The organism is Endozoicomonas montiporae CL-33, from assembly GCF_001583435.1.
Classification (GTDB): Bacteria; Pseudomonadota; Gammaproteobacteria; order Pseudomonadales; family Endozoicomonadaceae; genus Endozoicomonas_A; species Endozoicomonas_A montiporae.
This window is the reverse complement of record NZ_CP013251.1, coordinates 4,728,597-4,742,905: the sequence shown is the minus strand read 5'-3', so window position 1 is coordinate 4,742,905 and position 14,309 is coordinate 4,728,597. Positions and strand designations below refer to the sequence as shown.

General features: G+C 49.2%; 9 protein-coding genes. 8 read left to right on the top strand and 1 reads right to left on the bottom strand.

The window, feature by feature from the left end:
* The first annotated feature begins 75 nt into the window (after nucleotides 1-75).
* The 4 genes from EZMO1_RS21835 to dnaJ all read left to right on the top strand — a co-directional run bounded on the left by EZMO1_RS21835 (nucleotide 76) and on the right by dnaJ (nucleotide 5,940).
* On the top strand, nucleotides 76-1,626 hold the full coding sequence (locus EZMO1_RS21835; RefSeq protein ID WP_034878362.1) for a hypothetical protein: 1,551 nt from the start codon (nucleotides 76-78) through the stop codon (nucleotides 1,624-1,626).
* A 178-nt stretch (nucleotides 1,627-1,804) separates the two neighbouring features.
* Nucleotides 1,805-2,452, top strand: a complete 648-nt coding sequence (grpE, locus tag EZMO1_RS21830; protein WP_051790479.1) for a nucleotide exchange factor GrpE — start codon at nucleotides 1,805-1,807, stop codon at nucleotides 2,450-2,452.
* A gap of 241 nt (nucleotides 2,453-2,693) precedes the next feature.
* A complete protein-coding gene (dnaK, locus tag EZMO1_RS21825) occupies nucleotides 2,694-4,622 on the top strand; it encodes a molecular chaperone DnaK (RefSeq protein ID WP_034878361.1) in 1,929 nt (642 codons plus the stop codon).
* Nucleotides 4,623-4,794: 172 nt separating this feature from the next.
* Nucleotides 4,795-5,940, top strand: coding sequence for a molecular chaperone DnaJ (gene dnaJ, locus EZMO1_RS21820; protein ID WP_034878359.1), 1,146 nt, complete (start codon nucleotides 4,795-4,797; stop codon nucleotides 5,938-5,940).
* 121 nt (nucleotides 5,941-6,061) lie between these two features.
* Here the strand turns inward: dnaJ and EZMO1_RS21815 are convergent, their stop codons facing one another.
* A complete protein-coding gene (locus tag EZMO1_RS21815; RefSeq protein ID WP_145912695.1) occupies nucleotides 6,062-7,570 on the bottom strand; it encodes a hypothetical protein in 1,509 nt (502 codons plus the stop codon).
* A gap of 452 nt (nucleotides 7,571-8,022) precedes the next feature.
* On the opposite strand from EZMO1_RS21815, the gene dapB reads away from it, so the two are divergent.
* The 4 genes from dapB to greA all read left to right on the top strand — a co-directional run bounded on the left by dapB (nucleotide 8,023) and on the right by greA (nucleotide 14,277).
* Nucleotides 8,023-8,832 carry a 4-hydroxy-tetrahydrodipicolinate reductase gene (gene dapB, locus EZMO1_RS21810; RefSeq protein ID WP_034878825.1) on the top strand — a complete coding sequence of 270 codons (810 nt, stop codon included), beginning with the start codon at nucleotides 8,023-8,025 and terminating at the stop codon, nucleotides 8,830-8,832.
* A 432-nt stretch (nucleotides 8,833-9,264) separates the two neighbouring features.
* Nucleotides 9,265-10,407 (top strand): glutamine-hydrolyzing carbamoyl-phosphate synthase small subunit, encoded by a 1,143-nt coding sequence (gene carA / locus EZMO1_RS21805; protein ID WP_034878356.1) that lies wholly within the window; start codon nucleotides 9,265-9,267, stop codon nucleotides 10,405-10,407.
* Between the two features lie 175 nt (nucleotides 10,408-10,582).
* Nucleotides 10,583-13,804 (top strand): carbamoyl-phosphate synthase large subunit, encoded by a 3,222-nt coding sequence (gene carB / locus EZMO1_RS21800; RefSeq protein ID WP_034878354.1) that lies wholly within the window; start codon nucleotides 10,583-10,585, stop codon nucleotides 13,802-13,804.
* A complete protein-coding gene (gene greA, locus EZMO1_RS21795; RefSeq protein WP_034878353.1) occupies nucleotides 13,801-14,277 on the top strand; it encodes a transcription elongation factor GreA in 477 nt (158 codons plus the stop codon). The genes carB and greA overlap by 4 nt, the downstream gene beginning before the upstream one ends.
* Nucleotides 14,278-14,309 lie beyond the last annotated feature (32 nt).

Sequence of the window (14,309 nt, the reverse complement as noted above, 5' to 3'; positions counted from 1 at the left end):
CCTGACAATAAATGAATTTTTTCTATTTTATTAACTCTTTACTGGTACAAAGTTTATTACGTAAGGAGAGAAATCATGGATCCAATGTCATTTTTATCAGGTAGTCCTGTACAGGAAGTAGGTTTTCAGGAAGGAAAGAGCGATTCAGAGGATAAAGAGGCGTTGAAGTATCTGCCTTGCCCAGACGATAATCCTAAGCCAGAACCAAAAACGCTGTCTTTTCGAACTGTCGGGTTATTTGAAGAAGGTACGTCGAGTGAACCTTATAAAGCGCTTGATCAGTACGATGCCGAAAAAATTATTGTAGAGTGGATGCAGTTTTTTAAGTCAAGCCAACCACAAAGGGAAGAAATGCAAAAGCTGGTAAGGGACGCTGTTTCTGAAGGAAAGCTGACCATGGACGAGCTTATGCAAAAAGTTTCAGAAGTGTCGAGTCATACGGCAGTGACGCAAGCGGCTAAGCTGCAACTGATACAAGAAAAGACGAGCCAAATTCATCTGAATCTATTAAAAGTGCAGCCTGTTCCTCCTGAGAAAAGTTTCGGAGAGAGTAGCGGTGAAGTTACTCAGGGTTTACCTGATGTCGGAAAAATTCAACTCAATATTCCACTGACAGGCTACCTAAAAGAGATTGATGATTTAAAGGGATGGGTAGAAGAACTAAAAAGTATGGGGCGGAAACAACCGGGATACCAGCGGCGGCTTAAACAGGTTAATGAGAAAATAGAGCAGTTGGTTGATCTTGGTCGAAATATAAGACTTGATGTTGGTCATTACAAAGACATCATCACTGAAGTAAGCACTATTCTTGAATCAGCGCGTGATATGGATGTTTTTTTTGAATTGAAAAAAAATCTGGAGTCAGGTGTTTCTATTGGCGATCTAAGCAAAGAGTTTTCTTATGGTAGTTGGATTGCTGATAATCTCAAAGCGTTTTCTAAAACGGTAGAGCGAGCGATCTTAACAAGTAGTCTTTCATTTGATGGTGTTTCCATAAATAATCATGAAGACCCTCATTGCTCGCACAAAATAAGGCCAACCCTGGTTCTTAGATATCATGACGGTCAGGAATTTAACTATCTTTATTATCCTTTTACTAAAGTGTCTCCTGATGGCTCTTTAACAAAGTTATCGGAAAGCGAGACGAAAGATGATCACATTTTTGATATGGGGGCCATAACCGAGAGAAGAGCATTTAATGAATCTTCCAAGTACAAAGTGACTACAACAACGGCTATTCATAATGGTGACTTCAGGAAATCTAAACTGGGTATTATTCTGAAGGATCCCAATGGAAAACGTATTAAGTCTGTCAGAGATTTAAACGTTTTAGATTTCTATGAAGAAACAGGTCTTCATAAAACCAAACATGCCGCCTGGCAGAATTATCTCGGGCAAATGGTTAATGAAACATTGGATGCTGACCGCGGTTTTGGCCTTACCAGGGGAAGGGCTTCCGTCCTTCGGGGAGGTGATTTTAGCAAAGTCTCCGGGCGGGAAGCGGCATTGCCTTCTTCAGGAAGTCGTGGGTTCAGTTTTGGTAGTCGTAGTGCAACGAGTGATTCATTTACACCTTACGCTGTACTTTATAAAAAAGCTGAAGAGGAGAACAACGATTCTAAGTAACAGCTTCTAAAGGCAAGCCTCCCAAAATTCAGTCTGAGTTTGGGGAGGCTTTGCTGTATCACCTGACTTTCAGCCTGAAGTCATCTTGCAAAAAAAATTTCACTTCCTCTTGAAACCCTGAAAGCCAGCCCCATATAAGCCATCAGTAAAAGATTTGACTCCCAACCGGAGATTCGGAATGACAGTTGAAAACGGTAAGCCTGAAGAACAGGTGGCTGAAGAAGCAGTAGCGGCTGAGCACGAAACCGTAGAAGAGTTTGTGATCAACGAAGAAGGCGGTGTACCTGCAGATAATGAAGCAGGATACTCTTCGGACAGCGAGTCGGACAGCGAGTCGGACAGCGAGTCGGACAGCGAGTCGGACAGCGAGCTGCAACAGCAGGTTGAAGCCCTGACCGAACAACTGGCACAGGCTAAAGATCAGACTCTGCGCGCTCATGCGGAAATGCAGAACATCAAGCGTCGTTCCCGGCAGGATGTGGAAAAAGCCCACAAGTTTGCCCTGGAGAAGTTTGTTGATTCCCTGATCCCGGTGGTGGACAGCCTGGAGAAAGGCATTGAAAGCGCCGGGCAGGCGGAAGGCAGCCATGAAGCGCTGGTTGAAGGTATGAATCTGACCCTGAAGCAGTTTCTGGCTGCTATGGAAAAAGCAGGCGTGAAGCAGGTGGATCCGGTGGGTCAGCCTTTTGATCCGAATTTCCATCAGGCGATGTCCATGGTTCCGAATCCTGACATGGAATCCAACACCGTTATGAATGTGTTCCAGAAGGGTTATACCCTGAACGATCGTCTGGTTCGTCCGGCTATGGTCGTCGTGTCCAAGTAGTTTCAGGCAAACAACCCTGACCATAAATCAGAAAAGTTAAAAAAGTCTGTATCGGGCACTTGAAAAAAAATCAGGCGATCCCATATAGCAAACGAAGGCCATCGACCTCCGGATCATCACAACGCTTTACCCGCTTCTGATCAGGCAAGGCACACCGGATGACAACGGCAGATGGCAAACCGGATTTAAACAGTTTTTAAAGATTTAACGCTCTGGATTCAGAGCACTGGAGATAACAATCATGGGTAAAATCATCGGTATTGACCTGGGTACAACAAACTCCTGTGTATCCATTCTGGATGGCGAAAAAGCCAAGGTTCTGGAAAACGCTGAAGGCGGTCGTACCACTCCTTCCATCATCGCATTTGCTGATGAAGGTGAAATTCTGGTAGGTCAGCCAGCCAAGCGTCAGGCGGTTACCAACCCTGATAACACTCTGTTTGCTATCAAGCGTCTGATCGGTCGTCGTTACAAAGATAACGTCGTTCAGAAAGATATCGAAATGGTGCCTTACAAAATCGTTGAAGCCGACAATGGCGACGCGTGGGTAGAAGTTAAAGGCGACAAAAAAGCACCGCCCCAGATTTCTGCTGAAATCCTGAAAAAGATGAAGAAGACCGCTGAAGACTACCTGGGTGAGTCTGTGACGGAAGCAGTAATCACTGTACCAGCGTACTTCAACGACTCCCAGCGTCAGGCGACTAAAGATGCTGGCCGCATCGCCGGTCTGGACGTTAAGCGTATCATCAACGAGCCTACTGCTGCGGCACTGGCTTACGGAATGGACAAGCGTAAAGGCGACCAGACCATTGCGGTTTATGACCTGGGTGGCGGTACTTTCGACGTATCCATCATTGAAATTGCCGACGTAGACGGCGAGCACCAGTTCGAAGTACTGGCCACCAACGGTGACACCTTCCTGGGTGGTGAAGACTTCGACATGCGCATGATCGACTACCTGGCAGACGAGTTCAAGAAAGGCCAGGGCATCGACCTGAAAGGCGACCCTCTGGCTATGCAGCGTCTGAAGGAAGCGGCTGAAAAAGCGAAGATCGAACTGTCTTCCGCTCAACAGACTGACGTTAACCTGCCATACATCACGGCTGACGCGACCGGTCCCAAGCACCTGAACGTTAAAGTAACCCGTTCCAAGCTGGAATCCCTGGTAGAAGATCTGGTTCAGCGCTCTCTGGAGCCTTGCCGCATCGCTATGAAAGACTCCGACCTGGATCTGTCTGAAATCGACGAGGTAATCCTGGTTGGTGGTCAGACCCGTATGCCAATGGTTCAGGAAAAAGTAGCTGAATTCTTCGGTAAGGAACCACGTAAAGACGTGAACCCTGACGAAGCGGTAGCTATGGGTGCTTCTATCCAGGGTGCGGTACTGGCTGGTGACGTTAAAGACGTACTGCTGCTGGACGTTACCCCGCTGACTCTGGGTATCGAAACCATGGGTGGCGTAATGACCTCCCTGATCGACAAGAACACCACTATCCCGACCAAGAAGTCCCAGGTGTTCTCTACTGCTGACGACAACCAGACTGCGGTAACCATTCACGTCTGTCAGGGTGAGCGTAAGCAGGCGTCTGCGAACAAATCTCTGGGCCGTTTCGACCTGTCCGACATTCCACCGGCTCCACGTGGCATGCCTCAGATCGAAGTCAGCTTCGACCTGGACGCTAACGGTATTCTGAACGTGTCCGCTAAGGACAAGGCGACCGGTAAAGAACAGTCCATCGTGATCAAGGCGTCTTCCGGCCTGTCCGACGACGAAATCGATCAAATGGTACAGGACGCTGAAGCCAACGCTGCAGAAGACCAGAAGTTCGAAGAACTGGCTGCTGCACGCAACACGGGCGATGGCTTGGTACACGCAACTCGCAAGACTCTGGAAGAAGCTGGCGACAAGGCTACTGAAGAAGAGAAAACTGCGATCAACGCTGCCCTGACCGAGCTGGAAGAAGTTCTGAAAGGCGACGACAAAGACGCCATCGAAGAGAAGTCCAAGGCTCTGTCCGAAGCGTCTTCCGGTCTGGTTCAGAAAATGTACGCCGAAGCTCAGCAGCAACAGCCTGGCGCAGAAGGCGCTGCTCAGCAGGAAGGTGCATCTTCCGCTGCGGACGACGCTGTAGACGCCGAGTTCGAAGAAGTGAAAGAAGACAAGAAGTAAACACGCATTCCGCGCTGCGGTATGAAGTGAGTTAAACGACAGCGCGGGATTATTCCCGCGTTGTTGCATTTAACAACAAGATGAGATGATCGGGAGTGTTCCCGGTGTGAAAACGGTTAAGAATATTTAAGAGACTGCGGGTAATATCGCCGCAGCTCTCAGGGTTTTACTGATGGCAAAACGTGATTATTACGAAGTTCTCGGCGTAGCAAAGGGTGCTTCGGACAAGGAAATCAAGAAGGCCTACCGCCGGATGGCCATGAAGTATCACCCTGACCGTAACCCTGACGACAAAGACGCTGAAGAGCACTTCAAGGAAGTGAACGAAGCGTTCGAGATTTTGTCGGATGACCAGAAACGTGCTGCTTATGATCAGTATGGTCATGCCGGTGTTGATCCTAACATGGGTGGCGGACACGGAGGCTTCGGCGGCGGTGCCGGTGGTTTCGGTGATATCTTTGGTGATGTCTTTGGTGACATCTTTGGTGCGGGTGGCGGCGGTCATTCCCGCAGCAGTGTTCAGCGCGGTGCCGACCTGCGTTATCAGCTGGAACTGAGTCTTGAAGAAGCCGTAAAAGGTACCACCAAGAAAATTCGCATTCCGACTCTGAACGAATGTGGCAGCTGTCATGGTACGGGTGCTAAAAAAGGCACGTCGCCCACTACCTGTAACACCTGTGGCGGCATGGGTCAGGTGCGTATGCAGCAAGGCTTCTTTGCAGTACAGCAGACCTGCCCTGATTGTCGCGGTTCCGGCAAGATGATCAAAGACCCATGTCACGAATGTCATGGAGAAGGCCGGGTACAGGAATACAAGACGCTGTCTGTTAAAGTACCAGCGGGTGTTGATACCGGCGATCGTATTCGTCTGTCCGGTGAAGGTGAAGCCGGTGTTAACGGTGGTCCTTCTGGCGACCTGTATGTTCAGGTGAGTGTTGCAGATCATCCGATCTTTCAGCGCGATGGCAAGAACCTGTACTGCGAAGTGCCAATCACTTTCGTAGACGCTGCTCTGGGTGGTGAACTGGAAGTGCCGACTCTGGACGGTCGCGTTAAGCTGAAAATTCCAAAAGAAACTCAGACTGGCAAATTGTTCCGCCTGCGTGACAAGGGTGTAACGCCGGTTCGGGGTGGCAGCCGGGGCGACCTGATGTGTCGTGTGGTGGTGGAAACACCGGTTAAGCTGACTGAACGTCAGAAAGAACTGATGAAAGAATTGAAAGAAACCTTTGTCGCTGAAGGTGAAGAACGTCAGTCTCCGAAGAAAACATCATTCTTCGAAGGTGTGAAGAAGTTCTTTGATGATATGGCATCCTGATCAGTCTGCCTTTGAACATAAAAAAAGTGGCTTTAGTGCCACTTTTTTTATGTTCTGATTTTCTAATGGTTTCTAAATTGTAGAGCATTGGTTTTCGTGGGTTGGCACGCAGCCTTGCTCGTTATTGCTGACAAAATTGCTTCTGGTATCCCGTGAGGAAATAGTGGTAGTCGAAATTTTTTATGTTCAGTGCACCGAGTTCGCCGTTTTTATCCTCAAATGGTCCTCCATCCGTTTCGTCGCTAGTAAGAAGATCCTCAATATCCAGTAAAGCTTCGTTTTCACAAGCGTTTTCTCTTTCTTCATCATCGTATTTAGTAATATCAATATAGGTGATAACAAGCTGATCTTTTTCAGCAATGACAACGGTATTCCAGGCATGACCGGAGACTTTCGTAAATAGCTTTTTAGTGAGATAGACATTTTTCAGTACGTCAGGGAATAGTTGTTTAAGTTGCGCGAAAACTACCATGCCAAGTGAGGTGTATTTGTCACAATCACCGATACCTCTACGCCAGTATTCGGCGATTGAGCAGTTTTTCGGAAAGGTCTGTTCCAGCTCTCCATCATCAACGTCTGCGTATTTGATTCTTTCGGAAACGATGTCGGCTGTCAGGTAAAGCAGGCTGTGAATTGTTGGGCTTTCCACCTCTTTAACTTTATTTTCAACAAATCTGAGAATTTCCAGCTGGTCGTCGGTGGAGAAATGATACATGTAATCATGAGTAAAAATAGAATTAAGTGTTGAAAACAGGGCTTTTGGAAGGGGGACTGGTTCTCTTTCGCTCTGGTAGCCGATCAGGTTATCAAGGTATTCAAATTTAAGCTGTGAGCCGGGATAAGTTGTGCACGTTTTCTGATCTGAAGTCAGAGACTGATAGGTATCCAAGTCGATGCCGCGAAAGAAAAGAGAAACGCCATCATCAACGCTAACGCCTTTATCCATTGCCTGCTGGAGAAAAGTAACGGGAATTTTTGAAGTGTAAAGCTCTTTTAATTTGTCTGCGGAGCTGGCTAGTCCTTTGTATTTCTGTATGTCATCTATTGCCAGTCCTTGCTGGAGGGCAGTTTGCATCCCGGTCAGATCATAGGGGGTGGTTATTCTTATTCCAGCTCTTTTTGCAGCGCCTGCAACTTCAGGGCTAATTTGGTATGTTTTTAAATTACTGATTTTATATACAGATTCTATGTTTTCGTCAAAGTATTTCCTGGCGGTCTTTGCAGATATTCCGGCATTTGTCAGGCTGGTAATGCTATCAATGCTGGTTATGCCCTCATTAATAAAGCAATTCGCAGTTTCCGGGGTTATTCCAGCATCAAGAATATCTTTAATATAGTAAGGATTATCTGCAACCCGTGGGTCAAAAGTCAGAGCTGTTTCGGCGGTAATGCCATGTGCAATGAAGGCGTGAATGATGTAAGGGTTTATCATTGGTGCTTTTTCATAGAAAGGTCGAGCCTGTTCTGCTGTAACCCCTTTTTCTATCAAACGTTCGATTTGAACAGAGCTGGTAATTCCAGCTTTCAAGTACGGTTCTTTTTCTTGATCCGTTAAATCTGCACTGACTGACAGGGTCAGAGTTATAAAGAATGCAAAAACGAGTTTGTTTAGGTTGCTTGTAAACTTCACAGGCATACTCCTTTATTGCCTTATTTATTGGGCCCACAAATAGTAGAGCCAGATAAGGTTTGAAAGTTCACAGGAGATCAGAAAGAGCATCAGCTGATTGAGGGGTTTAAGCCATTAAAAGCCCTGTATGCAGCTATTTTGAGCAGACTTAGACAAAAGTATGATGTAAACAGTTACGGGTAGGGGGTGAGCCTTTAATGTCTCTAGGAGCCTGTCGGACTTACCACTGACCTACTGCGAAAAAGCCGGATTTGGCCATTTTTGACGATCCTTTTCGTTGAATAGCTCGCTATTCGCCTCAAATGATCGTCAAAACTGTCTCAAACCGGTCTTTTTCTCGCTACGGTCGGCTAAGTCCGACAGGCTCCTAGCCAGAGATAGACTTGCCGTTTACTTTTCTGGCGTTAGACTGTCCGCCTGAATGACCAAAGTCTGGAGTCATGGAGAAGCTCATGTCAAAAACAAGAATTGCTGTCGTTGGTGCTGCGGGTCGTATGGGGCGTATGTTTATCGAGGCAATTGCCAATGATGAACGGGTTGAGTTGGGGGCTGCTATTGAGCGACCAGACAGCAATCTGCTCGGTGTTGACGCTGGTGAACTGGTGGGTGTTGGCGCTTTGGGTGTAAAGTTGTCGCCGCAGCTCTCAGGAGTGGTGGATCAGTTTGATACAGTGATTGATTTTACCACCCCTGCCTTCACCCTGAGTAATGTTGAGTTGTGCCGCGAGCATGGCAAAAGCATTGTTATTGGCACCACCGGGCTGAGTGATGATCAGAAAGTCCAGCTGCAGGAAGCCGCCAGAGACATTTCCATTGTTTTTGCTTCCAATATGAGTGTGGGTGTGAACCTGGTATTCAAGCTGCTGGAAACCGCTGCACGCATAATGGATGAAGATGCAGATATCGAAATCATTGAGGCTCACCATCGCAATAAAGTGGATGCCCCATCCGGGACGGCCCTGACCATGGGTGAAATCGTGGCGGATGCGGTTGGGCGGGAGCTGAAGCAATGTGCCATTTACGGTCGTGAAGGTGTGACTGGTGTGCGTGATCATGAAACGATTGGCTTTTCCACCATTCGTGCCGGTGATGTGATTGGCGACCACACGGTTCTGTTTGCGTCTGAAGGCGAGCGGGTTGAAATTACCCACAAAGCCAGTAATCGTGTCATCTATGCCCGTGGGGCTTTAAGAGCTGTGCGCTGGCTGGCAAATAAACCGGCAGGTCTTTACAGCATGCAAGATGTTTTGGGACTAAATTAACGGCTGCCCTGTATTAAAAGATGATGAAAATCTGGACGATGCAAAATTTTTGTGTTTAAATGCGAAAAATTTGCATTTGATTTGTTGCGTGTGTGGCAGCAAGCAGCCATGGGCAAATATTCTCAAACAGCGTGTTTGCGATATTAAAAACATCATGGAAACAAGGCGTTAGCTTTCCGGCTGGTTTTAAGTGGTTCGGACAAAGCTGATAAGAAAGCGAGACGGTGTTCTGACCTCTCGCTTTTTTTGGGCGTATTTATAAGTTCGCTGGCGGTTGCTTAACTAGGTGGTTGTTCTTATGTTGCTTGCTTTGAATGCTTAAAAAAGCCACATGTTTATCGCGCAATCCCATTTGTTATCCACCTGAGTCGTAGCAGCATTGATCGCTGTTACTGCCGTAGGATTTAACAGGTCGAAAATTGGGAGGACCCATTGACTAAGTCTGCCGTTCTGGCCCTCGAAGACGGAAGTCTTTTCCGGGGCATTGCCATCGGAGCTGATGGCGAAACCAGTGGTGAGGTTGTTTTCAATACAGCCATGACAGGCTATCAGGAAATACTCACTGATCCCTCCTATTCCCGTCAAATTGTCACCCTGACTTATCCTCATATTGGTAATACCGGCATCACCCCCCTTGATAATGAATCTTCCAGTGTTCATGCCGCCGGACTTGTTATTCGTGACCTTCCTCTTATTGCCAGCAACTGGCGCCACCAGATTTCCCTTGATGATTATCTCCGCCGCGAGAATGTTGTTGCTATCACAGAAATCGACACTCGTCGCCTGACTCGCATTCTGCGTGAGAAAGGCGCTCAGAATGGCTGCATCATGACTGGCGAAAGCCACGAAAGCATTGATGTTGAAGCCGCCCTGGCGAAAGCCCGTGCTTTCCCGGGTCTGAAAGGTATGGATCTGGCGAAGGAAGTGACCACCGAACAGCCTTATGAGTGGACTGAAGGGGTGTGGGAGCTTGAGACTGACAGTCATCAGAGTGTCGCCAAGCAGCCATTCCATGTGGTGGCTTATGACTTTGGTGTGAAGCAGAACATTCTGCGTATGCTGGCGCAGCGTGGTTGTCGCCTGACCGTGGTTCCGGCGAAAACACCGGCGAATGAAGTCTTGGCCATGAACCCGGATGGTGTTTTCCTGTCCAACGGTCCTGGTGACCCCGAGCCATGCATCTACGCCATTGATGCGATTACCGAAATTCTGAAAACCCGTATTCCGGTCTTTGGCATCTGTCTGGGTCATCAGTTGCTGGCGCTGGCCAGTGGTGCGCAAACGGAAAAAATGAAGTTTGGTCACCACGGTGCTAACCATCCGGTTCAGGACCTGGACAAAGGCACGGTAATGATCACCAGTCAGAATCATGGTTTCGCAGTGTCTGAAGAAGGCATGCCGGAAAATGTTCGGGCTACGCACAAGTCTCTGTTTGATGGCAGTCTGCAGGGGATTGAGCTGACAGACCGTCCGGCGTTTAGCTTCCAGGGTCATCCTGAAGCCAGCCCCGGACCGCACGATGTCGCCTGTCTGTTTGACCGCTTTATTGATGAGCTGTCCAGACACACCGCCTGATCAAGGGTGTAGGTTGGGACGAGCGCAGCGACCTCCCAACACGGTGAATAGCATTGAGCTCCCATGCAGGGAGCCACTCTGCTCTTCCCAATCAACCGTCTGAAAAAGTACTCCTAGCCAGCTCCGGTGTTCAGCAACAAACACCGGAGCTTGACCACAAGTTACGAGAGCGACGATGCCGAAACGTACTGATATTGAAAGCATCCTTATCCTGGGAGCCGGCCCCATCATCATTGGTCAGGCTTGTGAATTTGACTATTCCGGTGCCCAGGCCTGTAAAGCCCTGAAAGAAGAAGGCTACCGTGTCATTCTGGTGAACTCTAACCCGGCCACCATCATGACCGATCCGGTGATGGCTGATGCCACCTACATCGAGCCGATTCGCTGGGAAACCGTTGAAAAGATTATTGCCAAGGAACGCCCGGATGCGGTTCTGCCAACTATGGGTGGTCAGACAGCACTGAACTGTGCGCTGGATCTGTTCCACAAAGGCATTCTGGACAAATACGACGTTCAGATGATCGGTGCCAGCCGCGATGCCATCGACAAGGCTGAAGACCGTGAAATGTTCGACAAGGCGATGAAGAACATCGGTCTGGAAACGCCTCGTGCCGGCATTGCTCACAGCATGGACGAAGCCTGGGGTGTTCAGGAAGACGTTGGCTTCCCGTGTATCATTCGTCCTTCCTTCACCATGGGCGGTAGCGGTGGTGGTATCGCCTACAACCGTGACGAATTTGAAGAAATCTGTAAGCGTGGTCTGGACCTGTCGCCGACCAACGAACTGTTGATCGACGAATCCCTGATCGGCTGGAAAGAATATGAAATGGAAGTGGTGCGTGATCGTAACGATAACTGCATCATTGTCTGTTCCATTGAAAACTTCGACCCGATGGGCGTTCACACCGGTGACTCCATTACCGTTGCGCCTGCGCAGACGCTGACTGATAAGGAATATCAGATCATGCGCAACGCTTCCATCAAGGTGCTGCGCGAGATTGGTGTTGAAACCGGTGGTTCTAACGTTCAGTTTGGTATCTGCCCGAACACCGGCCGTATGGTCGTGATCGAAATGAACCCGCGTGTATCCCGTTCTTCTGCTCTGGCTTCCAAAGCGACCGGCTTCCCGATCGCCAAAGTAGCGGCGAAACTGGCAGTGGGTTACACCCTGGACGAACTCCAGAACGAAATCACAGGCGGTGTGGTTCCGGCTTCCTTCGAGCCTGCCATTGACTATGTGGTTACCAAAATTCCTCGTTTTGCTTTCGAGAAGTTCCCGCAGGCTGACGATCGTCTGACGACACAGATGAAGTCTGTGGGTGAGGTCATGGCCATTGGTCGTACGTTCCAGGAATCCATGCAGAAAGCCCTGCGCGGTCTGGAAACCGGTGCAAACGGTTTTGATCCGATCATCGACGTGACGGCTGAAGGCGCCATGGATCGCATCAGGGCTGAACTGGTCACACCAAAAGCGGATCGTCCTTACTATGTGGCGGATGCTTTCCGTGCCGGTATGACCGTTGAAGGGATTTTTGAGCAGTGCATGATCGACCCGTGGTTCCTGGTTCAGATCGAAGACCTGGTTCGTGAGGAAGAGAAGCTGCAAGGCACTTCCCTGAAAGACATCACGGTCGAGCAAATGTTCCGTCTGAAGCGCAAAGGTTTCAGCGATGCCCGTCTGGCCGAGTTGCTGAACGTGGCTGAAGGTGAAGTGCGCAGCCATCGTCGTGTGCTGGATATCAAGCCTGTATATAAGCGCGTTGATACCTGTGCGGCGGAATTTGCTTCTACGACAGCGTACATGTACTCCACGTACGAAGAAGAGTGTGAAGCAGAACCATCTTCCCGTGAGAAAATCATGGTGATTGGTGGCGGCCCTAACCGTATCGGTCAGGGTATCGAGTTTGACTACTGCTGTGTACACGCAGCTATGGCGGCTCGTGAAGACGGTTACGAAACCATCATGGTGAACTGTAACCCGGAAACCGTTTCTACCGACTACGATACCTCCGACCGCCTGTACTTTGAGCCAGTCACTTTGGAAGACGTACTGGCGATCATTGATGTTGAAAAGCCAGAAGGCGTTATCGTTCAGTACGGTGGTCAGACACCTCTGAAATTGGCGCGTGCGCTGGAGCGTGAAGGTGTACCGATTATTGGTACCAGCCCGGAAGCTATCGACCGTGCGGAAGACCGTGAACGTTTCCAGGAAATGATCCAGAAGCTGAAGCTGGTTCAGCCTCAGAATGCCACTGTTCGCAGTGTCGAAGAAGCGGTAACAAAAGCAGAAGAGATTGGCTACCCACTGGTTGTACGTCCATCCTATGTTCTGGGTGGCCGTGCCATGGAAATTGTAGCCGGTGAAGACGAACTGCGCCGCTACATGTCTTCTGCGGTAAAAGTATCAAACGACAGCCCTGTACTGCTGGACTTCTTCCTGAACCGTGCGGTTGAGGTGGACGTTGATGCGGTGTGTGATGGTAAGCACGTTGTTATTGGTGCGATCATGCAGCACATTGAGCAGGCGGGTATTCACTCCGGTGACTCCGGTTGTTCCCTGCCGCCGTACTCTCTGAGTCCGCGTGTTCAGAACAAGATTCGTGAGCAGGTTCGTGACATGGCGATCGAACTGGGTGTTATCGGCCTGATGAACGTGCAGCTGGCGATTCAGGATGACGAGATTTATGTGATCGAGGTGAATCCTCGTGCGTCTCGTACTGTGCCGTTTGTGTCCAAATGTATCGGTCACTCACTGGCGAAAGTGGCAGCACGCGTTATGATGGGTAAGACGCTGGAAGAGCTGAACTTCACCAAAGAGGTTATCCCTCCGTATTTCTGTGTGAAAGAGGCGATTTTCCCATTCAACAAATTCCCTGGTGTTGACCCGATTCTCGGCCCTGAGATGAAGTCTACCGGTGAAGTGATGGGTGTTGGTCAGTCCTTCCCGGAAGCTTATTATAAAGCGCAGCTGGCTGAGAATATGTCTCTGCCAAAAGGTGGCAAGGTGATCATCAGTGTCCGTGATCTGGATAAACCTGCAGTTCCGGCACTGGCGCGCCTGCTGATGGATACCGGCTTTGAGTTGGTCGCGACCAGTGGTACTGCCCGTGTGATTGAAGAAGCCGGTTTGCCGGTGACTTACACCCGTAAGGTCATGGAAGGTCGTCCTAATCTGGTGGACAGTATCGTTAATGGCGATATAGCTTTTGTAGTAAATACTACAGAGGGTCGTCAGGCGATAGCGGATTCGTATAAAATCCGTCGTTCTTCTCTGACCAACAAGGTTTTGTACACCACCACCATGGCGGGTGCAGAAGCTATTGCCCGGGCCATTGCTTTTGGTTCGGAAAAAACAGTCAGACGACTTCAGGATCTGCACGAAGGTAAGACTGGATGAATCGATACCCAATGACGGTAGAGGGCGAAAAAGCCCTCCGCGAAGAACTGGCACAACTGAAAGGTGTTGAGCGGCCTCGTGTTTCTCAGGCGATTGCGGAAGCAAGAGAGCTGGGTGACCTGAAAGAGAATGCTGAATACCATGCTGCCCGCGAGCAGCAGGGGCTGATGGAAGCTCGCATCAATGATATTGAAGCGAAGCTGTCGAACGCGGTCATCATTGATGTCAGCACGCTGACGCAAAACGGCAAGGTTGTATTTGGTGTTACGGTCGCTCTGGTCAATCTGGATGACGACAGTGAAGTGGAATACAAAATTGTGGGTGATGACGAAGCGGACATCAAAGCCAGCCGAATTTCCATCAACTCGCCCATCGCCCGCGCCCTGGTGGGTAAGGAAGAAGGTGATGTTGTGGTCGTTAGCACGCCGTCCGGCTCTATCGAGTATGAGATTGACGAAGTGAAGTACATCTGATGATGTATTGATCGGTTGATCTTGCAAAAAAA